This is a genomic window from Phycicoccus sp. DTK01, assembly GCF_017312765.1.
Lineage (GTDB): Bacteria > Actinomycetota > Actinomycetes > Actinomycetales > Dermatophilaceae > Phycicoccus > Phycicoccus jejuensis.
This window is the reverse complement of the sequence record NZ_BOPU01000003.1, coordinates 331,508-353,959: the sequence shown is the minus strand read 5'-3', so window position 1 is coordinate 353,959 and position 22,452 is coordinate 331,508. Positions and strand designations below refer to the sequence as shown.

The following is a 22,452-nucleotide window of genomic DNA, read 5'->3' as shown; positions in this document are numbered from 1 at the left end:
TCTGGCGCTCGGCCTACCGTACCCGTGGATACTGTTCCCCGCGGGGAGTGGCCCGAGGTGGGCCGGATCGAGTGCGGGAGAACGACGGGAGGGCCCGGTGGACGGGACGACGCAGCAGCTGACGCTCGTCGCGGACGAGCGCAGCTACGACCTCGTCGTCCCGGTCGGCACCCGTGTCAGCGAGGTCCTCTCGGTCCTCGGCATCTCCTCCAGCGCCACGCCGAGCTCGGTCGCGACCGCCGCCGGCCACGTCCTCGGGCCCCAGGACCGGATCTCCGGCGACCTGCCCGCCGGCGCCGTCCTCACCGTCGTCCGGACGACCACCCACGCCGTGCACCGGGGGGTCGTCAGCCTCGACCGGTCCTCCGCCGCCCCCGGCGCCCGCCCGTCGGCCCCGGCGTGGGCCGGTGGGTCGCGCTCGCCGTCGGTCGCGACCGCCGACCCCGGGCTCTCGCTCGTCGACGACGCCACCCAGCGCCGCGACGCCGTCGACGACGTCGACGCCACGGTCAGCCGCTCCGCGCTGCACCACCCGCGGCGCCGTCTTCGCGGGCCCGCTCGACGCGCCGCGCGACGCGCCTCGGACCTCGGGCCCGTGCTCGTCGCGGCCAGCGCCGTCGTCGCGCTCGTCGCCGCGGCGCTCGCCCTCGCCGCACCGGCCGGCACGACCGACCAGGTCCTCGACGCCGCCGCGGTCCGCTGGGCGGCGAGCGGGGTGCTGCTCGCCGCCGCCGTGGCCGCCGTCCTCCTCACCCCCCGGCACCGCAACGGCGCCGCGCTGGTCCGGCTCGTCGGCGCCCCCTCGCTCGCGGGGGCCGCGGGCCTCCTCGTCCCGCTCGCCCCATCGCCGTCGCGGGTCGCGGTCGCGGTGGTGCTGGCGGCCGCGCTCGGGGCCGTGGTGCTCGCGCTCGCGTCGTCCGACGGCTCGCCCGCCGACCGGGCCGAGCGGACGGCACTGGCCTGCCTCGGCGGGCTCGCCGCCCTCGTCGCCGGCACCGTGCTCGCCGAGCAGCCGGTGACCGTGGCCGCCGCCCTCGTCGTGGGCCTCGCGCCCGTCGTGGTCCGCGCGCTGCCGAGCGCCAGCCTCGACGTCGACCAGACCCAGCTCGTCGACACCGACCGCCTCTCGACGACCGTCTGGTCGGTGCGCGAGCGGCACGCCGCGCGCCGCCGCCGCGTCACCGCCACCGACGTCCGCGACCGCGTCGCGCAGGCCCGCTCGGTGGTCTCGGTCGGCACGACCTACCTCGGCGTCCTCGCCGTCGTCGCCGGATGGGTCGTCGCGCTCACCGAGCCGCTGTCGACGCTCGCGCCGTGGTCGCGCTGGGCGCTCCTCCTCGCCTCCAGCGCCGCGCTGGGGTACCAGGCGCGGCACGTCCGCGACCGGCTGGCGCGCGCCGCGATGCTCGCCACCGCGGCGTCCCTCACCCTCTCGACCTCGGTCGCCGTCGTCGACTGGGACGGCGGCTGGCGCTGGGGCGTCGTCGCCGGGGCGGTCGTCCTCGGGGTGGCCGCGGTCCTCGGCGCCGTCGCGCTGTCCGGGGGCTGGGCCTCGACCCGGCTCTCGCGCGGCGCCGACCGGCTCGAGGCGCTCGCGGTCGTCCTCGCGCTGCCGCTCGCGGTCGTGGCCGGTGGCCTCGTCGAGGCGCTGCGCCGGTTCACCTCCGGCTGACCCCCGGGCACCGCGAGACCACCCCTGACCTCGCCTCGCCGCACCCACCTCGCCCCGCCGCCCTGCCACACCACCCCGGCGAGACGAGACGACCCCGGCACGACGGAGCGCCCCTCCCCCGGCACGGGGAAGGGGCGCTCGCGTGACGTGGCCGGGGCGTCAGCGCCAGACGGGCGGGGTCGCGTCGTCCTCGCCCTCGAACCAGGTCTCCTCGTCCTCGTGCGTCAGGTGGTCGACGTCCTGGGCCTGCTCGTCGCGGCCCCGGCGTCCACCGCGCCCCCCGGAGGCGGCTCCGACGGCACCCTTGGCCCCGGCACCGCGGCCGCCGCTCTCGCCGACCTTCGGGACCCCGTACTTCCCGGTGCTGCGCGACCCGGTGACCCCGGCCGCGCCGCGACCGCCACCGGCGCCCCGGGCACCGCCGCGCGCGGCGGCACCCTGACCACCGGGGGCGACGGTCGTGCGCCCGGCCGCGCCGGCCGCACCGCGACCCGCGGCTCCGCTGGCTCCACGGCCCGCGGCGGAGGTGCTGCCGGCCACCAGGCCGGGACGGCCGGCCGCGCCGGCGGCCCCGAAGGCACCACCGCCCATCCGTCCGAGCACGCCCTTGCCGAGCAGCGCGGCGCCACCCATGAGGGCTCCACCGCCGACCGCACCGGCGCCGCCGAGACCTCCGGCACCGCCGGAGACCGAGCCCCCGGCCGGTGACGTGCCGGCCCAGCCGGTGCTGCCGGCGCCGCCGGGCGTGACCGTGCCGGTCGTGCCGCCGTCGAGGTGGACCGGGGTCGGCGTCGGGCTGACCGGGCTCACGGGGGCCGGCGGCTCGACGGGCGGGTCGACGGGCGGCACCGGTGTGGGCGGCTGCGGGTTCTCGACGACGGGCTCCTGCACCCAGCCGGTCGGGTGCGACACGTGGTAGACGCCGCCGCCCCCGCCCGAGGGCGCGACGTAGGAGCCACCGCTGGGGCCACCCCCCGACGGGTAACCGCCCCCTCCACCGCTGCCCCCGGAGGACCCGGGGTCGATGGTGACGGACTCCTTGGCCTCGACCGGCATGTCCTTGGCCGCCTCTCCGATCTCACCGCTGAAGGCGGCGAGGACGGTGGCGGACTGCTGCTCGCGCTGCTCGCGCTGCGCGGCGACGGCGGCGTCGAAACCCGCCTGGTCGAAGACCTTGCCGTCCGGCGCGGGCTGGCCACCCTGACGCGCCTGGGTGCGCTCGTACGAGGAGCGGTCGACGTCCGTCGAGATCGTGCGCACCGTGTTCTGGTACGCCTGCCGCGCCGTGTCGGCGGCGTCGGCCGCCTTCGTCAGGCCCTGCTTGATGCCGGTGATCTCCTCGGCCCGCCGGTCGAGCTGACGGGCGAGCTGTTGGAGGGTCGCGTAGGCCCCGTCGGCCGCCGGGCCCGTCCACGGACGGTCCGCACCCTGGAGCTTCGTGATGACCGAGCGCACCTCGGTCGCGAGGTTGCTCACCGTGTCGGCGGTCGTCCCCCAGTCGTCGGCGGTCATCCGCACGAGGACCGTGGAGAATCCGTAGATCCCGTAGAGCCTGCGCTCGTTGGGACCCGCGTCGGCCGGCAGCGCCGGGTTGCTCGGGCCCTCGTCAGGAATGACCATCAGTGGTTCCTCCCCTCGGCGCCCGCGGCGCCGTCCGTCGTCGTGGTGCTGGTCGTGGTGGCAGAGGTGGTCGGTGCGGAGGACGCCCCCGCGGCCGCACGGCGTCCGCGCAGGGCGAGCCCACCTCCGGCGAGGAGCAGGAGCGCGAGCCCGACGGCGCCGAGGAGGAACCAGGGCGGTCCACCCGACCCGTCGTCGCGGACGGCCGGAGCCGCCTGGGCCGCCGGCGTGCCGGACGGGGTCGCACTGACGGTCGGTGACGCCGTTGGGCTCGCGGAGCCCGACGGCGTCGGCGCCGGCAGGCTCATGAAGGTCGCGACCTGCTGCGCCGTCGGCTCCTCGTTCTTGCCGGTGCGGACGAACGGGTTGTCCTTCGGCAGCGTCGTCGGGTCGACCTGCACGGCGTCGGCGGGGTCGAAGATGCCCCAGCCGTAGGCTCGGTTGGCGCTGCGCACGGTGGGGAGGTCCGACCCGTTGCGGCGGAACCAGGTCTCGTAGCCGCTGCCGTCCTTCTTCTCGCGCAGCCCCACGTTGTCCTTGACCGCGTGGAGGATCTGTCCGGCGCTGGCGTCCGGGTGGGCGGAGCGCATCGCGGCGATGCCGCCGGCGACGATCGCCGTGGCGATCGACGACCCGGAGACGACGGTGTCGCTGTGCCAGCCGGCGTCGTCGTAGCTGCCGGCCGTGACGTCCTTGCCCGGGGCCGCGAGGGCGAGGGACGGGCCGTTGCGCACGCTGAAGTCGGGGATGCGCCCCGCGGAGTCGACGCTCGTCACCGCGAGCACCCCGTTGCCCAACGCCGGCCACTGCACGGCGGTCTTGTCGTTCGGGGTGCCGGCCACGACGATCGCGTCGGCCCGGTACGCATTGAGGACGGAGTCGATCATCTCCGTGTCGTACCCCGCGATGAGGCTGATGCTGATGACGTCGGCACCGTCGGAGGCGGCCCGGTCGATCGCCCGGGCGATGCCCTCGTCGACGTCGTCCGCGCCGTCGACCAGCGGGCAGGTGGCCTTGTCCTTGTCGTTCCGGTACATCGCGGCGTAGTGCCGGATCGTCGCGTCGGGCGCGATGCCACGGATCCCGCGCCCACCCGGTCCCGTCCCCCTCCCCGAGCCGGCGATGAGCGCCGCCATGCTGGTGGCGTGCTCGGCGGGCTTGCCCGTGGCCGACGGCGAGCGGAGCGGAGAGTCGAAGCGGGCCCCCGTGCAGAAGCTCCGGCTGGAGACGACCTTCCCGCGCAGCTCGGGGACGTCGGCGTCGATCGGCCCGTCGATGACGGCGACCGTCACGCCCTTGCCGGTGCCCCGGCGGTTGAGCTCGTCCACGCCCATCGCCGAACGCCACCACTCACCCGGTGACGCGGCCGCCGACACACGGTCGGGCGCCCCGGCGAGCGTCCCGGCCGTCGCGGGCGCGGCCACGGCGCCGGCCGCCGTGGCCACGAGGGCCAGGGCGAGTGCGGTGGCGTGCGCGCGGGCTCGACGCATCAGCCGACGTCCATGCCGCTGGAGGGCGGGGTGGACGGCGCGGCGCCGCCGCTCGACGGACCGGTCGGGGTGGAGGCGGGCGTCCCGCCCACGCCGGTGTCGACACCGGGGTCCGTGGGGTCCGTGGGTGCGGGCGCCGCCTCGGCGATGCGCACCTGGGCCGCGCTCCCCTCGACCGCGGCCTCGTCCCGGGCGGCCTGCTGCGTCTGCTGCGAGGCCGCGAAGTCGTCGGAGCTGGCCCACCGTGCCTGAAGGGTCTGGAAGGCGTCGCCGGAGGCCTCGTCGCGCTCACGGATCTCGGCGCCGGCCTGGGCCAGCGCCCGCGCGGCGGCGGTCAGGTCGTCGCGGATGCCCCGCAGCGTGGCCTCGTAGATGTGGGCCGCAGCGGTGTAGACGGTCGCGAAGTCCTGCGCCTCCGGGATCTCGCCGAAGGTCGAGCGCGACGCGACGGTGTACTCCACCGTCCGCAGCGCGTCGTGGGTCGAGCTCGTCCAGTCCTGCTCGTAGTCCAGCCCGAGCGTCTGCAGGATGCTCGGGTACTGGATGGGTCCAGCGCCCGGTCCGCCGTCGTCGAGTCGTGGCACGTCGTCTCCTCGGTCCGTTCCGTCACGGGCGCCCCGCGCCCGTGGTCCTCCCCGTCACGCCGCGGTGCCGGTGCCTCCCGAGGAGGCACCGGCACCCGGCGCGTGCACGTCGGGCGCTCAGCCCCACATGTTGGTGTTGCGCAGCTCGCCGGCGAGGTAGTCCTCCTTGGAGGAGATGACCGCCTGGCGGACGTCCATGAGGAGCTGCTTGCACTCCTGGATCTGCTTCTCCCAGTCGGCCTGGGCCTTCGAGTACGCGGCGCGGGCCGAACCGTCCCACTGCTCCACGTACTTGCTGAGGTCGTTCTTCATGTCGCCGAGCCGGCCCTCGATCTGGCCGAGACCCTTCTGCATGTCGTCGACGAGCGCGTCGATGCCGGCGCCGCCGACCTTGATTCCGTCACCCATGATCGTTCAGTCCCCTTCGTCGGCTCAGCCGTTGCCGAGCATGCTGCTGTACTTGCTGAGGTTCGACGACGCGGCGGCGTCGTCGGCGTCGTACTGACGCTGCGTGCCGGTGAGGTTCGCCTCGAACGTGTCGAGCACGTCGACGATGTCCTGCGTCTGCACCTTCCACGCCTCGCTGACGTTCTGGAAGCTGGCAGCGCCCTGCCCCTCCCAGTGCGCCTTGACGGCCTCCATCTGCGTGCGCAGGTCGTTGACCTGCTTGCGGAGGTCCCCCCGCGCAGCCGAGACGATGTCGGCGCTGGCCTTGACGACGCCTGCGCCGGCCCTGAACTGGTCACCCATGCTGTGTCCTTCCCTCGTGCGACGACGATCGTGCCGCAGCCGTTTTCACTGACCCCCTGAAGGGCTGGTGTCCATCGGACGTGGTTCCGGTGCGGCCCCTCGTCCTGCACTGGACCCTACGGTGCCATGCGAAATGGGTCGATGGGGAGAACTCCCCGAACCCCACGCGTCTATGCTCGGGGCGCGTCGGGACCGGCACCGGGCCGGCCGTCGAGGGGAGAGTCGAAACCGTGAGCCAGTCCAGCGCCGCCTCCGCGTCGCTCGTCCGAGTCTCCGTGTCGTCGGGCACCCGTCGCGCGGATCTCGGTGTGCCGGGCGGCATCCCGGTCGTCGAGATCGTCCCCGAGCTCGCGCGCGAGCTCGGGGTCCTCGATCCCGAGCAGGCCACGCACGGCTTCCGGCTCGTCGCGGGCGGCGGGACCCTCCTCGACCCCGACCGCTCGTTCGCGGCCCAGGGGGTGACCGACGGGTCGGTGCTGAGCCTCGAGGTCGTCGACCCCTCGACCGACAAGGTCTACGACGACGTCGTCGAAGCCGTCGCTGACGTCGTCGAGACGCAGTTCGCCCCGTGGACCGCGCGGCACAGCGCCGGCACGGCGGTCGGCGCCTCCGTGGTCCTCTTCCTCTGCGCGGCCTGGGCCCTGTTCACCGCTCGGGACACCGGGCTCCTCGTCGCCGCCGTCGCGCTCGCCGTCGCCCTCCTCCTGGTCGGGTCGGCCGCCGTCCTCCACGCGCGGGCGCAGGCCGGCGGCGCGCTCGCCCTCGCGCTCACCGCCCTCGCGTTCGCGGCGACCTCCGGCAGCGCCGTCGCCCCGGCCGACGCGCTCTGGGGCCGCGGCCTGGTCTGGGTCGGCTCCGCCGTCGCGATCGTGGGGCTCGCCGCGGCCCTCGTCGTGGCCCGGCACCGTCTGGTGCTGGCCGCCGGGGCCGTCGTCGGTCTCGTCGCCACCGCGGTCGGCCTCGCGACCGGGGTGCTCGAGGTCGACGTGACGACGGTGTGCGCCGTCGTCCTCGTGCTCGCGGTCGTCGTCGGCAACGTCCTCCCCTGGGCCGGCCTCTCCTCGAGCCGGCTCAGCACGCACGCACCCCGCACCGAGGCCGAGATCGAGGCCGACGTGCCCGAGGTCGACCGCGAGCGCGTCCGCGGCCAGGTGGCCCTCGGTCACGAGGTGATGGTCGCCGTCGGGCTGTCGACCGGCGGGGCGGCGCTCCTCGTCACGCCGCAGCTCGTCGCCGACGGGCTGGCCGGGACCGCCCTCGTCCTCGCCGGGTGCGCCGCCACGCTGCTGCGCACGCGGCACGCCCGCACCCGCACCACCGTCGTCATCGCGATGGCCACGGGCATCCTCGGCGTGGCCCTCGCCGCCGTCGTCGCCGCGCTGACGCACCCGACGTGGCGCCCGGCCCTCGCGGTGCTCCTCGGGGCGACCGGCGCGGTCGTCGTCGCGCTGGCCGTCCTCGCCCCCCGCACCCGGGTCCGCCTCGGCCGGGTCGCCGACGCCCTCGACGGCGTCGCGCTCGTGTCGCTCCTGCCCCTGGCCGCCGCCACCGTCGGGATCCTCTGACGTGGCGACGAAGAAGGACCTCGTCGAGGCGCAGTCGTTCAGCCGTCGCCGGCTGACCACCGCGTTCGTCAGCGGTGCCCCGGGCGGTCGCGAGGTCGAGCCCGACCGCCCGCTGCGGGCCGTCGTGGGTGGCCTCGCGCTCACCGTCGTGCTCGTCCTCGGCAGCATGGCGTTCGGGTACCTGCGCTCGTCGCTCCCGGACGACTGGGGCAACGACCGGCTGGTCATCGCCGAGGACAGCGGCGCGCGGTACGTGTCCATCGACGAGGTGCTGCACCCGGTCGTCAACACCGTCAGCGCCCGCCTGCTCATCCCGAGCAACCAGTTCAAGGTGCTCGCCGTGCCGGACGAGGAGCTCGCCGACAAGGAGCGCGGTGCGACCCTCGGCATCCTCGGTGCCCCCGACTCCCTCGCACCGGCCGACCGCCTCGTCAACACCGGCTGGCTCTCGTGCCTCGGTGCGGGGCAGCAGGTCTCGTCCGCCATCGGTCCGAAGCGCCGGGCCGAGCCCGCCGACGGCGCCGCCGTGCTCGTCCGCACCGACGAGGCGGTGTTCGTCGTCGCGGACGGGATGCGCTACCCGGTGCGCGGCCGCGACCTGTCGGCCGTCTCGGTCGCCCTACGGCTCGACGGGCGCCCGCCGGTCGCCGCCCCGGCCGCGTGGCTCAACCTCTTCCCCGAGGGGCCGGCGCTCGGCCCGCTCACCGTCGACGACCTCGGCAAGCCGCTCCCCGGTCTCCCGCCCGGTGCCTCGGTCGGGTCCGTGCTCGAGCTGCAGGACGACGGTCGTCACTACCTCGTCACCCCCGACGGCACCCTCGAGCCGCTGCCCGACGTCGCGCTCGCGATGTACCGCCTCGGCTCGGGTGCGTCCGCCGACGTCCTGCCCGTCGAGGGCGCGCAGATCGCCCGCCTCCAGGTCGTGCCGCAGCGCACCGCCCCGACGGCCTGGCCCGAGAAGCTGCCGACGGCCCTGGAGACCACGCCGTGCGCGACGCTCACGGCCGCGGCGAACACGGCCCCCGTCGTCGCGCTGACGACGGTCACCAGCGACCCGCCGGCGTCCGACCGCGGCCGCACCGTCGTCGACACCGGGTCCGGCGCGCTCGTCCGGGCGGTGTCGGGGCAGGTGCTCGGCAAGGGCCCCGTGCTGGCCGTGGACCAGACCGCCACGGCCTACTCGGTCGTCGGCGCCGACACCGAGGTGCTCGCCCGCCTGGGCTACACGTCCGGGGACGTCGTCCCGGTCCCCGCGGCCTGGACCGAGCTGTTCCGCTCGGGCCCGGCCCTCGGCGAGGACGCCGCCCGCACGGTCGTCTCGGGCACGTCGTGACCTCGCGGCGCCGCGCGGCGCGCATCGCCGCGCCGCTCCTGCTCACGAGCACCGCCGTGCTCCCCTCGGCCGCACCGGCGCTCGCCTCCGCCGTGTCCGCCCCGGCAGTGGCCGCGGCCCTGCCCTCCGCGGCCGAGCAGTGCGAGGAGGGACGGACCCAGTGGGTCACCGACACCCCGACGGCGCTCGTCCGGCTCGGCTCCCGCACCGCGTGGACGATGGCCACCGGGCGGGGCGTCACCGTCGCCGTCGTCGACAGCGGGGTCGCCCGCAACCAGCACTTCACCGGCTCCTCCGTGCTCGACGGACGGAGCCTCGTCGGGGGGTCGGCCCGCACCGACACCCGCCTGCACGGCACCGCGGTCGCCGGCATCATCGCCGCCCGGTCCGTCGGCTCGAAGTCCGGCGTCGAGGGCCTCGCGCCGGACGCCCGCATCCTCCCGGTCAAGGTCGTGTCCGACGAGCGCACCTCGCAGGAGGGGCCGGACACCGACGCCGGCACCCTCGCGGAGGGCATCCGGGCCGCGGTCGACGGCGGCGCGAAGGTCGTCAACGTCTCGCTGAGCACGGCCGGTGACGACTCCCGCCTGCGGTCGGCGGTCGAGCACGCGCAGAGCGAGGGGGCCCTCGTCGTCGCGGCCGCCGGGACGAGCACCGAGCAGGACCCCGTGCGCGGCCCGCGCTACCCCGCCGCCTACCCCGGCGTGCTCGGGGTCGGCGCCAGCGACGCGGACGACCGGCCGGCCAAGGGGTCGGTCACGGGGTCGCACGTCGACGTCGCGGCGCCCGGCACCGACGTGCTGACGACCTTCGGCGCGTGGGGCGACTGCTACCTGTCCTCCGACGAGGGGTCGACGAGCTACGCCACCGCGTACGTCAGCGCGGCGGCCGCCCTCCTCGCACAACGCTTCCCGTCCGAGGGGCCGCAGCTGTGGGCCCACCGCCTCGAGGTCACCGCCGCCCGCGACCGGCGCGACGCGCGCGACGACGCCGTCGGCTGGGGCGTCATCCAGCCGGTCGAGGCGCTGACGGCGGTCCTCGACGCCGGGATGGCCGGGCCGCCGCTGCCCGGCACGACCGCCCCGCCGCGCGCGGAGGCCGCCACGACCCGCCTCGAGGTGCGCCCGGTCGCGGACCCGCGCGCCGGTGAGCGGCGGCAGGTGCTCTGGGTGGCCGTCGCGGCCGGCAGCGCCCTCACGGGGCTGGCGCTCGTGCGCCTCGCACGCCGACGCCGCACCGGCTGAACCCGGGTGAGGGCACCCTCCGCGGTCTGGGAGGATGTCGGCCATGACCGAGCACGCCTCCCCCACCGCCGCCTCCGCCATCCCGGACCGGCCGTCCCTCGACGGCCTGGAGGAGAAGTGGGGCGCGGTATGGCAGGAGCAGGGCACCTACGCCTTCGACCGCGAGGCCGCCCTCGCCGGTGACCGCTCGCAGGTGTTCTCGATCGACACCCCGCCGCCGACCGCCAGCGGCTCGCTGCACATGGGGCACGTGTTCAGCTACACGCACACCGACTGCATGGCGCGCTACAAGCGCATGCGCGGGTTCAACGTCTTCTACCCGATCGGCTGGGACGACAACGGCCTCCCCACCGAGAAGCGCGTGCAGAACTACTACGGCGTGCGCGGCGACGCGTCGCTGCACCACGACCCGGACTTCGAGCCGCCCTTCCGCGGCAACGCCAAGAGCACGAAGGCCGCCGACGAGATGCCCATCTCGCGCCAGAACTTCATCGAGCTGTGCGACGAGCTGACCGTCAAGGACGAGGAGGCGTTCGAGTCCCTCTTCCGCCGGATCGGCCACAGCTACGACTGGTCCATCGGCTACCGGACGATCGACGACCACTCGCGTGCCACCTCGCAGCAGGCGTTCCTCCGTAACGTCCGTCGCGGCGAGGCCTACCAGTCCGAGGCCCCCGGCCTCTGGGACGTCACGTTCCAGACCGCCGTCGCGCAGGCCGAGCTCGAGGCCCGCGACTACCCCGGCGCCTACCACCGCGTGGCGTTCCACGGCGCCGACGGCCCGGTGCACATCGAGACCACGCGCCCCGAGCTGATCCCCAGCTGCGTGGCCCTCATCGCCCACCCGGACGACGAGCGCTACCAGCCGCTGTTCGGCACGACCGTGCGCACGCCGCTGTTCGGTGTCGAGGTGCCGGTCGTGGCGCACCCCGCCGCCGAGATGGACAAGGGCGCGGGCATCGCGATGTGCTGCACGTTCGGCGACCTGACCGACGTGCTCTGGTGGCGTGAGCTCCGCCTGCCGACCCGCTCGCTCGTGACGCGCAGCGGCCGCATGCAGTCCGAGACCCCCGAGTGGCTCGTCGGCTCGGCGGGCGAGGCCCTCTACGCCGAGCAGGTCGCGGGCAAGACCGCGTTCTCGGCGCGCGAGGCCATCGTCGGCGCGTTGCGCGAGTCCGGCGACCTCGACGGCGAGCCGAAGCCGACGCAGCGCAAGGCCAACTTCTACGAGCGCGGCGAGAAGCCGCTCGAGATCGTCACGACCCGCCAGTGGTACATCCGCAACGGCGGGCGCGAGGCCGACCTCAACGCGGCCCTGGTGGCCCGCGGCGAGGAGGTCGACTTCCACCCCGGCTTCATGCGCAACCGCTACTCCAACTGGGTCCAAGGACTCAACGGCGACTGGCTCGTCTCGCGCCAGCGTTTCTTCGGCGTGCCGATCCCCGTCTGGTACCCGGTCGACGCCGACGGCGAGCCGGACCACGACCACCCGATCCTCCCCGACGAGTCCGAGCTGCCCGTCGACCCCGCGGCGAACCCGCCGGCCGGCTACACCGAGGACCAGCGCGGCGTGCCCGGCGGCTTCGTCGGCGACCCCGACATCCTCGACACCTGGGCCACCTCCTCGCTCAGCCCGCAGATCGCCGCCGGCTGGCGCGGCCGTGACGGCGTCGACCCGGACCCGTTGTTCGAGAAGGTCTTCCCGATGGACGTGCGCCCCCAGGGCCACGACATCATCCGCACCTGGCTGTTCTCGACGGTCGTGCGCGCGCACTTCGAGCACGGCAGCGTGCCGTGGACGAACGCCGCCATCTCGGGCTGGATCCTCGACCCGGACCGCAAGAAGATGAGCAAGTCCAAGGGCAACGTGGTGACGCCGGAGGACCTCCTCAAGGAGCACTCGGCCGACGCCGTCCGCTACTGGGCGGCCAGCGGTCGCCTCGGCGCCGACGCCGCCTACGACGTCGGGCAGATCAAGGTCGGGCGACGGCTGGCCATCAAGGTCCTCAACGCGAGCAAGTTCGCGCTCTCCTTCGGCGACGTCGAGGGCGACCTCGCCGCGCAGGTCACCGACCCGCTCGACCTGTCGGTGCTCGCCGCGCTGCGCGAGGTCGTCGAGAAGGCGACCGCCGGCTTCGAGGGCTGGGACCACACCCGCGCCCTCGAGGTGACCGAGTCGTTCTTCTGGACCTTCTGCGACGACTACCTCGAGCTCGTCAAGGACCGCGCCTACGGCTCGCGCGGTGACGCCGAGGCCGCCTCCGCCCGCGCCACGCTGCGCCTCGTCCTCGACGTCGTGCTGCGCCTGCTGGCGCCGGTCCTCCCGTACGTCACCGAGGAGGTCTGGAGCTGGTTCCACGAGGGCACGGTGCACCGCGCGCCGTGGCCGACCGCCGACGAGGTGCCGGCCGGTGGCGACCCCGCTGCGCTGCCCGCCGTCGGCGCCGCTCTCGCGGTCGTCCGCAAGGCGAAGTCCGAGGCCAAGGTCGGGATGCGGGCCGAGGTGCCCACCGCGACGATCGTCGCCCCGGCCGCGCTGCTCGAGCACCTGCGCGCCGGCGAGGCAGACCTGCGGGCCGCCGGCCGGCTCACCGGCTCGCTCGAGTGGGCCGAGGGCGAGGAGGTCGCGACGCGCGACCTCGAGCTCGTCCCGGTCCCCAAGCCGACCGCCTGAGGTCCCCCCTCGCCCGGGTGCGCTCTCACCCGTCGAGTGAACAGGACACGCCGTCTGCGGAGCCCCGCACGCGGCGTGTCCTGTTCACTCGACGGGGTTCAGGCGGGCATCGGGCCGAGGGACGGGGCGCCCTGACGTGCCTCGACCCGGCGCAGACCCGTCGGCCGCACCGCCACCCAGGGGACGTCCCAGCCGGACAGGCGCATCCGGTGCTGCACGACCTCGTCCCGGCGCAGGTGGCCCACGCGGCCGGTCCCGGGGTCGTAGACGTCGAGCATCCGGTCGCCGTCGCCGGGCAGGACGAGGACGACGTGGCGCGGCAGCACCGCGGTGCCGATGTACAGCAGCGCCGGCTCGCCGTCGGCGACGACCTGCTGGAGGGTCTCGAAGCGCTCGACCAGCCCGTACTCGTCGGCGCCGCGCAGCAGCTCGAGCGTGTAGCGGGTCCCGAGACGGGCCGCCCCGAACTCCAACTCGCGCAGCGCGCCCCACGGCGGCGTACCGAGCGCCCGCGGCCACGGCAGGTTCGGGCGCCGACCGCCCGAGAGCACCCCGTTCGTGCGTCGCATGACGACCCGCTCGTACGCGGCGAAGCGCTCGGCCTGGGTGGCCCCCGCCGGTGAGCCGGGCGGGTGCGGGTCGCCCGTCCGGACCCACGACGCGAAGACCGGGTCGACGAGCATCCGCGCGACGGTCAGGCACGCCGACCCGCAGGTCACCGGCGACTGCTGCACCGGGCCGGTGTCGCCGGCCCGCAGCCGGAAGGTCGTCGCCACGGGCACATCGTCCCCTCCCGGTCCCCCTCTCGCCAAGCCGCGTGTGGTTGGGTGTGTCGCGTGGGGGACGCACGACGCAGTGACCGCGCCCGGCGGAGCCGGGTCGCCCTGGGGGTGACCGCGGCCGCCGCGGCGCTGCTGGCCGTCTGGGCGGCGTCGGTCCCCGGCATCCCGCGGGTCATCAGCGGCCCGCACCTCGGCCCCGTGACGCAGTACGGCGCCGACGACGACGTCTTCCGCCCCTCCTCGGAGGTCGACGCCCGGGCCTTCCGCTCCGCCTCGGTCAACGGCGACTCCCTCGCGGCGCTCGTCGGGTGGACCGCGGTGGGCCTCGTCGGGCTCGCGCTCCTCGTCGTCCTCGCCCTCGTCCTGCGGGCGCTGCTCCGCTCGCTCCAGGGGCCGCGCGCCGTCGAGGCCGACGACACGGCCGGGCCGGACCTGGCCCGGCTGGGCACGGCGCTCTCGGAGGACGCGGAGGAGCGGTTGGTCGTGCTCGGGCGGGGCACGCCGGCGGAGGGCATCATCGCGGCGTGGGACCGGCTCGAGGACACGCTGCGGGCCGCCGGGCTCACCCTCAGCGCCTCTCGCACCTCGACCGAGACCGCCGTGGGCGTGCTGCGCCGCTTCGAGGTCGACGAGGAGACCCTGCAGTCGCTGGCGGCCCTCTACCGTGAGGCAGCCTGGTCGCACCACGAGCTGACCGAGGACCACCGGGCCACGGCGGAGGCCGCCCTGACCCGCCTCGCCGCCGACCTGCGCGCCGCCGTCGAACGGCAGGAGGCCGGATCCCGTGCCTGACCTGCACCTGACCCGAGGCCGGGTCGTCGGCCTCGGCGTGGCCGGCGTCGCGCTGGTCGCGCTCGTCCTCGTCCGCGGCGTCGTCGTGCTCGCGGCGGCCGCGGCGGTCGTCCTCGTCGTCTCGCTCATCGGGCTGCTCGTCCCCCTCCAGCGCGACGACGGCGTCGACTGGGACTGGCTCCCCCGCCGGGCCGACGAGGTCCCGCCCGAGCCCGGGATCGGTGCCCTGCGCCGGCTGCTCGCCCCGAACCGGACGGACACGAGCGCCCCGGCCGAGCTCCAGGAGCTCGTGCGCTCGTTGACCGCCGAGCGCCTCGGCGCAGCCGCGGGCCGCCCCGCGACCCCGCCCGACGGCGCCCTCGCCCGCTACCTCGCGGCGCCACCGCGCCGCCTGACCCCCCAGGACGCCGAGGCGGTCATCGCCGACCTCGAGTCGCTGCGCCCGACGCAGACCGTGACCCCGACGAAGGAGACCGCATGACCGACCTCGCCACGACCCACCGACGCGCCGTCGCCGTCCTCGACGAGGTCGACACCGTCGTCGTCGGCAAGCGGGCGGCCACCGAGGTCGTCGTCGCGGCGGTCCTCGCGGGCGGGCACGTCCTCCTCGAGGACTACCCCGGGCTCGGCAAGACGCTCGCGGCGCGCACCCTCGCGCAGGCGCTCGGCCTCGACTTCACCCGGGCGCAGTTCACCCCCGACCTGCTGCCCTCCGACCTCACCGGCAGCTTCGTCTACGACCAGGGCGAGCGGCGCTTCGAGTTCCGCCAGGGCCCGGTCTTCACCGGCCTGCTGCTCGCCGACGAGATCAACCGGACGCCCCCGAAGACGCAGGCCGCGCTGCTCGAGGCGATGCAGGAGGGGCAGGTCACCGTCGAGGGCCAGACCTTCCGGCTGCCGCGGCCGTTCCACGTGCTCGCGACCGCCAACCCCGTCGAGTACGAGGGCACCTACCCGCTGCCCGAGGCGCAGCTGGACCGCTTCCTCGTCCGCGTGGCCTTCGGCTACCCCGACGCCGACGAGGAGTGGCAGGTCCTCGGCCGTCGCCTCGAGCGACGCCGCGAGGAGCAGGAGGCGCGCCGCGTCGTCGACGCCGCCGAGCTGCTCGAGCTGCAGGCCTCCCTCGAGGACGTCACCGTCTCGCCCGAGGTCGGGCGGTACTGCGTCGCCCTCGCCCGGGCCACCCGCGAGCACGAGCACGTGCTGATGGGCTCCTCCCCCCGTGGCTCGCTCGGCCTCATGCTCGTGGCGCGCGGCCTGGCCGTCGTCCGCGGCCGTGACTACGTCGCCCCCGACGACGTCAAGGCCGTCGCCCCCGCCGTCCTCGAGCACCGCGTCGTCGTCCGGCCCGAGCTGTGGATGGGCGAGGTCACCTCGGCCACCGTCGTCGCGGACGTCCTGCGCACCGTCCGCACCCCGCGCACGACGGCCCGCACGGCGTGACCGGCGGGTGGCGCCCCACCCGAGCGCTCGGTCGGGCCCTGCTCGTCGGGCTGCTCGTGCTCGTCGTGGGCGTCGCGTTCGGGCGCGGTGACCTCGTCGTCGTCGGCGTGCCGCTCCTCGGGGCGGCCGCGTGGTCGCTCGTCACGCGCCCCCGCCGGGCGCCCCGGGTGCAGTCGTCGGTCGACCCGCTCGTGGTGCGCGAGGGCGAGTCGTTCGTGTGGCGGCTGGACCTCGCGCCCGTCCCCGGGCTGCGCGACGTCGTCGCCCACCTGCCCGCCGACCGCTGGGGGCGCTCGACGCCTCGGCACGGTCACGTGGCCGCGGCGACCGAGGGCCTGCAGCCGCACGAGCTGGTGCCGCTCGGGGTCGAGGTCGAGGCGCTGCGGTGGGGCTCGCGCCGGGTCGGACCCGCCCAGGTCGCCGGCTTCGGCGACCTCGGCGGACTCGTGTGGCTCTCGCCCGAGCAGCTGCGCGGGGCCGTGACCGTCGTGCCGCGCCCGGGCCGGTTCTCCTCGCGCGCCGGCCTGCCGCACCCGTCCGGCCTCGTCGGGCAGCACCGCTCGAACCGGCAGGGCTCCGGCACCGAGCTCGCCGACCTGCGCCCGTTCCGCACCGGCGACCGGCTGCGCCGCATCAGCTGGCCGGTGTCGCTGCGGACCGGCACCCTCCACGTCACGACGACCCACGCCGACCAGGACGCCGAGGTCCGCCTCCTCGTCGACGCGCTGCGCGACGTCGGCGTGCCCGACACCGACACCGGTCGCCGCTCGAGCCTCGACGTCGCGGTCGACGCCGCCGGTGCGCTCGCCGCCCACTACCTCTCGACCGGCGACCGGGTGGGCGTGTCGGTCCTCGGGGGCGGCGGGGTCGTCGACGTCCCGGCGGTCGGCGGGCACCACCAGCTGACCCGCATCCTCCTCGGCCTCGGCCGGGCCGAGCCCTCCGGCGGCTCGGTCGGTGAGGAGCGCGCCCTGCGGGCCCAGCTGCGCCGGTCGGTGCCACCCGGCGCCGTCGTCGTCATCCTCTCGGCGCTCGTGTCGGCCGAGCCGCTCGCTCACGCCGTCCGCCTGGCCCGCAGCGGGCATGTCGTCCTCGTCGTCGACACCCTGCCGGGGCACCTTGCGACCCCCGACGCCGACCCCGCCGCGCTCGTCGCCGCCACGGGCATCGAGGACCCGCGGCTGGCGTCCCTCACGTGGCGGCTGCGGCTGCTGGAGCGTGAGCGGGAGGCCCACCGCTGCGCGCGGGCCGGGGTGCCGGTCGTCCCCTGGGGCGCCGAGGGTGCCCTCGACACGGTGCTGCGCGGCATCGGACGTCGGCCCCGCACGGCAGGAGCAGCCCGATGACCCCCGCGCGCCGCTGGCGGTCGCTCGCCGCCCTCCTCGTCGTCGTCGCCGACGTCCTGCTCCTCGGGCTCGCCGCGCTCTCGACCCCGGTCACGGCTGCCGTCCTCGCGCTCCCGCTCGCCGGCCTCACGTGGTGGGGGCTGCGCCGGCCGGGTCGCTGGGGGGCGACCCTGCTGCTCGTCGGGCAGGTGGTCGTCGTCGGGATGAGCGGCGTGACGCCGACGGACGTCGGCGGCTGGGCCGCTGCGGTGCTGATCGCGACGCTCGTGCTGGCGACACATCTGTCCCTCTCCCTGCTCGCCGCCTTCCCGCCCGGCGCCGGGCTGCCCCGGGCGACCCTGCGCCGCTGGGCGACCCAGGGCGGGCTGCTCGCGACCGCGGGAGCGGGCGCGGCGATCGTCGGGCTCCTCGGCACCCGCACCCCGTCGGCCTGGGGTACCGCCGTCGTGACCCTCGCCCTCGCCGGGCTGGCCGCCACCGCGGTCCTCGCCTGGCGCGCCGCGCGCACCGGCTGACCCGGCCGGCCGCACCGCCCGAGCCCCCGAACGCCCGCGAGCCCGGACCGACCGGTCCGGGCTCGCGACGTGGCGGGGGTGCGCCGTCAGGCGGAGCGCTTGCGCGGCGTGCGCTTGCGGCCGCCCTCGTCGTCGTGGCGCACGATCGTCGGGTTGACGTTGCGCAGGACGACGTCGCGGGTGACGACGACCTTGGCGATCTCGTCGTCGCTCGGCACGTCGAACATCACCGGGAGGAGGACCTCCTCCATGATCGCCCGCAGGCCGCGGGCACCGGTGCCGCGGGCGAGCGCCTGCTCGGCGACGGCCTCGATCGCGTCGTCGCTGAACTCGAGGACGACGCCGTCGATGTCGAACATCTTCTGGTACTGCTTGACGAGCGCGTTGCGGGGCTCGGTGAGGATGCGCACGAGCGCCTCGACGTCGAGCGGCGCGACCGTCGTGATGACCGGGAGGCGACCGATGAACTCGGGGATGAGCCCGAACTTCATGAGGTCCTCGGGCATCACCTCGTGGATGCTCTCGATGAGGTCCTTCGGCGTGTGGAGCTCGGAGCCGAAGCCGAGGCCCTTCTTGCCGTTGCGCGACTCGATGAGCTTCTCGAGCCCGGCGAACGCCCCGCCCACGATGAACAGCACGTTCGTCGTGTCGATCTGGATGAACTCCTGGTGCGGGTGCTTGCGGCCGCCCTGCGGGGGCACCGACGCGGTCGTGCCCTCGAGGATCTTCAGCAGCGCCTGCTGCACGCCCTCGCCGGAGACGTCCCGGGTGATGCTCGGGTTCTCGGACTTGCGGGCGATCTTGTCGACCTCGTCGATGTAGATGATGCCCGTCTCGGCCTTCTTGACGTCGTAGTCGGCGGCCTGGATGAGCTTGAGGAGGATGTTCTCGACGTCCTCGCCGACGTAGCCGGCCTCGGTCAGGGCCGTCGCATCGGCGATGGCGAACGGGACGTTGAGCATCTTCGCGAGGGTCTGCGCGAGGTAGGTCTTGCCACAGCCCGTCGGGCCGATGAGCAGGATGTTCGACTTCGCGATGTCGACGTGGTCGGCGTCCTTCTTGGAGCCGGCCTCCCCCGCCTGGATGCGCTTGTAGTGGTTGTAGACGGCGACGGCGAGCGCGCGCTTGGCGACGTCCTGGCCGACGACGTAGTTCTCGAGGAAGTCGAAGATCTCGCGCGGCTTGGGCAGCTCGTCGAGGCCGAGGTCGCCGGTCTCGGCGAGCTCCTCCTCGATGATCTCGTTGCACAGGTCGATGCACTCGTCGCAGATGTAGACGCCGGGGCCGGCGATCAGCTTCTTGACCTGCTTCTGCGACTTGCCGCAGAAGGAGCACTTCAGCAGGTCGCTGGTCTCTCCCACTCGTGCCACGGAACGTCCTCCACCTCGGCTCGACAACGCCCCCGACGCTACCCGCCGACGGTTTCCGCCGCACCCATTGAAGCCCCCGCGGGCCCGGCGCGTCGCGTGGGTTCGCTGTCAGCGCAACGCGAGGTCGGTCCCGGTGGCCCCGGGTCCCTCGTGGTCGGCCCCCGGAGCCGCCACCCGCACGAGCAGCGCGGCCACGCGCAGCTGCTCGCGTGACGGCCGTCGCACACGTGCCGCGGAGGTCAGCGACACGTGTCCCACGACGCCCCGGGGCGAGGTGGCGACGACGGACGTGATGCGGTCGGTCGGCAGCCCCTCGCGCTCCGGCTCCCGCACCCGGCCGTCGACACGGAGCAGGCCGTCCGGCCCGACGACGGCGTCGCGGCGGTCCGGGGGCCCGTCGTGCCAGCGGGCGCGCTCGGCCCCCACCACCTCGCCCACCGCCCGCGCGAGGGCCTCGCGCCGCTGCGAGGGGCTCGTCCCCTCGTCGAGGTCGAGGAGGGCGGCGACCCCCGACAGGTAGCCCTCGCGGCGGGCGGAGGCGGCCTGGGCCCGCCGGCCCCGGATCGCGACCTCGCTCACCGCGAGCCCGACGAGGACGAGCGCCACGACGAGCTCGACGTCGGCCGGTGAGGCGATCGTCGGGCTGAGGAAGGGGCGCGTGAAGAACACGTCGTAGCCGAGCGCCGCGCTGAGGGCGGCGACGACCCCGGAGAGCCGGTCGCCGGCCGCCGCGACCGCGACGACCGCGAGGACGAGCACGAGGGCGACGACGGTGGGCGTCAGCGCGTCCCGGGCGAGGCCGAGCAGCGCGGCGAGCAGGACCGGGCCGAAGGCGGAGGCGGCGTGCAGGAGGGTCAGGTCACGACGGGCGGACATGCCCCCAGCGCAGCACCCCTGCGCCTCGTGGAGGGGTCGCCGACGCCGTGTTGACGGCGTCCTGACGCCATCCTGACGCCGGGTCAGCGCCCCCCGACGGCGGACACCCGCGGCGCGACGTCCGAGGCCTTCGGTGCCTCGACGGCCGGGCGCCTGACGACCGGCGCGGCGACGGCGGAGCCCGTGGACCCGAGGACGAACGGCACCCCGGCGATCGTGTCGGGGAGCTGGGGGAAGCCCTCGAAGGTGCCCGACACGTCCATCACCGCCTCCACCGAGCCGGAGGCGTTGTGCAGCCGGAACCCGTTGCCGGTGTCGAGCCCGGGCCACGCGGAGTTGGCCCGGGTGGCCCCGCGCATGAGGTTGAGGTTGCTCGCCGTCGGGCGGGCACCGGCGTCCCAGGCCGTGAGGTAGGTGTTCGTCGAGGGGGCGACGCCGGTGAGGTTGCCCACGAGGCTGTAGGTGTCGCGGCCCGCCACGGAGGTCGGCACCTGCACGCGCTGGACCTTGCCCGCCCCGAGGCTCGCCACGCCGAGGTCGCGGCGGGTGTCGACCACGCGGGTCGGCGCCAGGGAGCGGTAGCGCAGGCCGTAGTCACCGTCCTGCGGCGTGGCGAAGAAGCCGACGACGTCGATGACGACGTGGGTGCTCGCGGAGCCGGTGTTGGCGACCCACACGGTCGGCACGCGCAGCGAGGTGGACGTCGCGGCGACCCGGGGCACCACGGCCATGTTCGCGGCGGTCAGGCCTTTCGTGTAGTTGAGGGTCGAGGTCGAGGGCGGCGCGTTGCGCGGCTCGATGTCGGTGGCGCTGAGGTAGGAGGTCCCCGTCGTGCCGGTCGCCGTCACGTTGAGCACGAGCGCCTCGACGCGGTCGTTCATCGCGGCGCCGTAGTCGGCCCGCACGGCGAAGTACTCGTTCGGGCCCAGCCGTTCCTTCCACACCGTGCGCGAGTCGAACAGGCGGGTCGGCTCGTGGGGGTAGAAGTCGGTGGTGCGGCCCAGGCTCGTGAACGGGCCGGTCGAGTAGATGCCGACGAGATCGGCCACGAGGTGCGCCGACCCCGCGTTGTTGAAGAACGAGACCGAGCCGTTGCTGCCGATCGGGACGGTCACGAGGTTCGCGCCGGTCCAGCCGGCCGGGAAGTTGATGTTGGAGGCGGTCGGTCGGGTCGACCCGGCCGGGTAGGCCGTGACGTGGCCGGCCCGGGTGGTCCCGGTGACGGTGAGGTTGAGGACGGCGGCCGCGGTGCCGCTCGCCGGGACGACGCCCCGGCCGGCGACCTTGAGCGTGACCGTGCCGCCGGGCCCGACCGCCCCCTTGCGCACCCCGAGGCCCTTGCGGGTGTCCATGACCCGCCCCGTCATCGGGGTGTACTGCCCGCGCTGCGACATCGAGACGCCCTCGTCGCGCAGGGACGTGAGGCCGGTCGCCCCGTCGGCCGTGCCGAGGAGGAGTCCGTGGCTCCCGCTGGTGTAGCGGGGCGCCGTGGGGGCGGGTCGCAGCCGGATGGTGCACGTCTGGAGGTTCGTGAGCGTCCGGCCGGTGCACCCGTCCCCGCCGTGGAGGACGACGTACTGGGGCTCCTGGCCCGCCTCGGCGGCCACCGCGACGCTCGTGACGACCGGCGCCTGCGTCCCGCGCGCCCGGACGACGAGGGAGGTCGCCGGCGGGATCTCGCCCATCGTCACCCGCCCGAAGTCCAGCGCCTCGGGGACGTCGAGGCCCCCGTAGGCCACGTCGGAGGCGACCCGGACCTGGCCGGAGGTCGCGGTGCCGCAGCGTCCCTCCCAGTCGACGGCCAGGCTCGTGGGGGCGCCGGTGTCGTCGAAGGCCAGCTGGCGGACGAACACCGTGCCCTCGACGTGGCAGCTCGAGCGCGACCCCTCGCCGACGAGCAGCGAGAGCGGACCCGACGCCGAGACGTCGTGCGTCCCTTCCGTGGGCAGCTCCGCGGCCGCACCCGGCGAGAAGAACCAGGCATAGCTGTCGTTGCTGCCGTCGGGGTGAGTCCCCGTGACGATGACGGCCGAGCGGTCGCCCCGCCAGGTGATCGTGCTGTTCGAGGCGTCGTCCACCCAGGCGTTGCTGTCGGTGCCGCCGGAGACGACGATCGCGCTGCCGGTCACCTCCTTGGCGGCGGCGCCGGGGACCGCCCCGACGACGCCTGCCCCGACCATCGCCACGACGACCGCGACGACCCACCCACGACGACGACGAGCCACCACGGCCCCCCTCCTGCTCGGCAACTGCGCGAAGCCTAGGGCCGCGGGCCGGTGCACGCCGCACGTTCTGCGACAACTCGCAGACGGGGCCCGTCACCGGCAGCCTGCGCGGGCGCGAGAGCCCTCCGAGCCGCCCGACATCCTCTCGCCGACCCGACCTCGCCTCGCCGC

Annotated in this window: 19 protein-coding genes; 10 read left to right on the top strand and 9 right to left on the bottom strand. The window is 75.3% G+C overall.

Going from position 1 to position 22,452, the window contains the following annotated elements; translation table 11 throughout:
• The first annotated feature begins 97 nt into the window (after nucleotides 1-97).
• Complete coding sequence (locus tag J3473_RS09160) at nucleotides 98-1,672, top strand: hypothetical protein (protein WP_207022822.1); 1,575 nt, start codon at nucleotides 98-100, stop codon at nucleotides 1,670-1,672.
• 159 nt (nucleotides 1,673-1,831) lie between these two features.
• On the opposite strand, the gene J3473_RS09155 is transcribed toward J3473_RS09160, so the two are convergent.
• The 5 genes from J3473_RS09155 to J3473_RS09135 form a co-directional block, all read right to left on the bottom strand.
• On the bottom strand, nucleotides 1,832-3,292 hold the full coding sequence (locus J3473_RS09155) for a hypothetical protein (RefSeq protein WP_207022821.1): 1,461 nt from the start codon (nucleotides 3,290-3,292) through the stop codon (nucleotides 1,832-1,834).
• The gene (locus J3473_RS09150; RefSeq protein WP_207022820.1) at nucleotides 3,292-4,782 is read right to left on the bottom strand and encodes a S8/S53 family peptidase; all 1,491 of its coding nucleotides are present in this window, start codon (nucleotides 4,780-4,782) and stop codon (nucleotides 3,292-3,294) included. Before J3473_RS09150 ends, J3473_RS09155 begins: the two co-directional genes overlap by 1 nt.
• Entirely contained in the window at nucleotides 4,782-5,366 is a 585-nt protein-coding gene (locus J3473_RS09145) for a hypothetical protein (RefSeq protein WP_207022819.1), read from the bottom strand. The genes J3473_RS09150 and J3473_RS09145 overlap by 1 nt, the downstream gene beginning before the upstream one ends.
• Before the next feature lie 117 nt (nucleotides 5,367-5,483).
• A complete protein-coding gene (locus J3473_RS09140; RefSeq protein ID WP_036829365.1) occupies nucleotides 5,484-5,774 on the bottom strand; it encodes a WXG100 family type VII secretion target in 291 nt (96 codons plus the stop codon).
• A 24-nt stretch (nucleotides 5,775-5,798) separates the two neighbouring features.
• Complete coding sequence (locus J3473_RS09135; RefSeq protein ID WP_030527409.1) at nucleotides 5,799-6,116, bottom strand: WXG100 family type VII secretion target; 318 nt, start codon at nucleotides 6,114-6,116, stop codon at nucleotides 5,799-5,801.
• Between the two features lie 230 nt (nucleotides 6,117-6,346).
• On the opposite strand from J3473_RS09135, the gene eccD reads away from it, so the two are divergent.
• Genes eccD through valS form a run of 4 tightly spaced genes read left to right on the top strand, consistent with a single transcriptional unit; the run spans nucleotide 6,347 to nucleotide 12,932 of the window.
• Nucleotides 6,347-7,681, top strand: coding sequence for a type VII secretion integral membrane protein EccD (gene eccD / locus J3473_RS09130; protein ID WP_207022818.1), 1,335 nt, complete (start codon nucleotides 6,347-6,349; stop codon nucleotides 7,679-7,681).
• A 1-nt stretch (nucleotide 7,682) separates the two neighbouring features.
• A complete protein-coding gene (gene eccB / locus J3473_RS09125) occupies nucleotides 7,683-9,014 on the top strand; it encodes a type VII secretion protein EccB (protein ID WP_207022817.1) in 1,332 nt (443 codons plus the stop codon).
• The gene (locus J3473_RS09120; RefSeq protein WP_207022816.1) at nucleotides 9,011-10,258 is read left to right on the top strand and encodes a S8 family serine peptidase; all 1,248 of its coding nucleotides are present in this window, start codon (nucleotides 9,011-9,013) and stop codon (nucleotides 10,256-10,258) included. The genes eccB and J3473_RS09120 overlap by 4 nt, the downstream gene beginning before the upstream one ends.
• A gap of 43 nt (nucleotides 10,259-10,301) precedes the next feature.
• Nucleotides 10,302-12,932 (top strand): valine--tRNA ligase, encoded by a 2,631-nt coding sequence (gene valS, locus J3473_RS09115; protein WP_207022815.1) that lies wholly within the window; start codon nucleotides 10,302-10,304, stop codon nucleotides 12,930-12,932.
• 98 nt (nucleotides 12,933-13,030) lie between these two features.
• On the opposite strand, the gene J3473_RS09110 is transcribed toward valS, so the two are convergent.
• Complete coding sequence (locus J3473_RS09110) at nucleotides 13,031-13,708, bottom strand: hypothetical protein (RefSeq protein WP_207022814.1); 678 nt, start codon at nucleotides 13,706-13,708, stop codon at nucleotides 13,031-13,033.
• A 60-nt stretch (nucleotides 13,709-13,768) separates the two neighbouring features.
• Here J3473_RS09110 and J3473_RS09105 point away from each other — a divergent pair, with 60 nt between their 5' ends.
• From J3473_RS09105 to J3473_RS09085, 5 genes are read left to right on the top strand one after another with little or no spacing between them, the layout of a single operon-like run.
• Nucleotides 13,769-14,506, top strand: coding sequence for a DUF4129 domain-containing protein (locus tag J3473_RS09105; RefSeq protein WP_207022813.1), 738 nt, complete (start codon nucleotides 13,769-13,771; stop codon nucleotides 14,504-14,506).
• Nucleotides 14,499-14,987 carry a hypothetical protein gene (locus J3473_RS09100; protein WP_207022812.1) on the top strand — a complete coding sequence of 163 codons (489 nt, stop codon included), beginning with the start codon at nucleotides 14,499-14,501 and terminating at the stop codon, nucleotides 14,985-14,987. Before J3473_RS09105 ends, J3473_RS09100 begins: the two co-directional genes overlap by 8 nt.
• Nucleotides 14,984-15,949, top strand: a complete 966-nt coding sequence (locus J3473_RS09095) for a MoxR family ATPase (RefSeq protein WP_030527418.1) — start codon at nucleotides 14,984-14,986, stop codon at nucleotides 15,947-15,949. The genes J3473_RS09100 and J3473_RS09095 overlap by 4 nt, the downstream gene beginning before the upstream one ends.
• Nucleotides 15,946-17,295 carry a DUF58 domain-containing protein gene (locus J3473_RS09090; protein ID WP_207022811.1) on the top strand — a complete coding sequence of 450 codons (1,350 nt, stop codon included), beginning with the start codon at nucleotides 15,946-15,948 and terminating at the stop codon, nucleotides 17,293-17,295. The genes J3473_RS09095 and J3473_RS09090 overlap by 4 nt, the downstream gene beginning before the upstream one ends.
• The gene (locus J3473_RS09085; RefSeq protein ID WP_207022810.1) at nucleotides 17,292-17,810 is read left to right on the top strand and encodes a hypothetical protein; all 519 of its coding nucleotides are present in this window, start codon (nucleotides 17,292-17,294) and stop codon (nucleotides 17,808-17,810) included. The genes J3473_RS09090 and J3473_RS09085 overlap by 4 nt, the downstream gene beginning before the upstream one ends.
• An 86-nt stretch (nucleotides 17,811-17,896) precedes the next feature.
• Here the strand turns inward: J3473_RS09085 and clpX are convergent, their stop codons facing one another.
• The 3 genes from clpX to J3473_RS09070 all read right to left on the bottom strand — a co-directional run bounded on the left by clpX (nucleotide 17,897) and on the right by J3473_RS09070 (nucleotide 22,281).
• Nucleotides 17,897-19,180 carry an ATP-dependent Clp protease ATP-binding subunit ClpX gene (clpX, locus tag J3473_RS09080; RefSeq protein ID WP_030527421.1) on the bottom strand — a complete coding sequence of 428 codons (1,284 nt, stop codon included), beginning with the start codon at nucleotides 19,178-19,180 and terminating at the stop codon, nucleotides 17,897-17,899.
• A gap of 108 nt (nucleotides 19,181-19,288) precedes the next feature.
• Nucleotides 19,289-20,056 (bottom strand): DUF4118 domain-containing protein, encoded by a 768-nt coding sequence (locus J3473_RS09075; protein WP_207022809.1) that lies wholly within the window; start codon nucleotides 20,054-20,056, stop codon nucleotides 19,289-19,291.
• An 83-nt stretch (nucleotides 20,057-20,139) separates the two neighbouring features.
• Nucleotides 20,140-22,281, bottom strand: a complete 2,142-nt coding sequence (locus J3473_RS09070) for a hypothetical protein (RefSeq protein WP_207022808.1) — start codon at nucleotides 22,279-22,281, stop codon at nucleotides 20,140-20,142.
• Nucleotides 22,282-22,452: the final 171 nt, after the last annotated feature.

What these genes read in the sequence shown, in the direction of transcription:
- J3473_RS09155 (WP_207022821.1), bottom strand. Translation starts at nt 3,292, where the DNA reads ATGGTCATTCCTGACGAGGGCCCGAGCAACCCGGCGCTGCCGGCCGAC.
- J3473_RS09150 (WP_207022820.1), bottom strand. Translation starts at nt 4,782, where the DNA reads ATGCGTCGAGCCCGCGCGCACGCCACCGCACTCGCCCTGGCCCTCGTG.
- J3473_RS09140 (WP_036829365.1), bottom strand. Translation starts at nt 5,774, where the DNA reads ATGGGTGACGGAATCAAGGTCGGCGGCGCCGGCATCGACGCGCTCGTC.
- J3473_RS09135 (WP_030527409.1), bottom strand. Translation starts at nt 6,116, where the DNA reads ATGGGTGACCAGTTCAGGGCCGGCGCAGGCGTCGTCAAGGCCAGCGCC.
- valS (WP_207022815.1), top strand. Translation starts at nt 10,302, where the DNA reads ATGACCGAGCACGCCTCCCCCACCGCCGCCTCCGCCATCCCGGACCGG.
- J3473_RS09095 (WP_030527418.1), top strand. Translation starts at nt 14,984, where the DNA reads ATGACCGACCTCGCCACGACCCACCGACGCGCCGTCGCCGTCCTCGAC.
- J3473_RS09085 (WP_207022810.1), top strand. Translation starts at nt 17,292, where the DNA reads ATGACCCCCGCGCGCCGCTGGCGGTCGCTCGCCGCCCTCCTCGTCGTC.
- J3473_RS09075 (WP_207022809.1), bottom strand. Translation starts at nt 20,056, where the DNA reads ATGTCCGCCCGTCGTGACCTGACCCTCCTGCACGCCGCCTCCGCCTTC.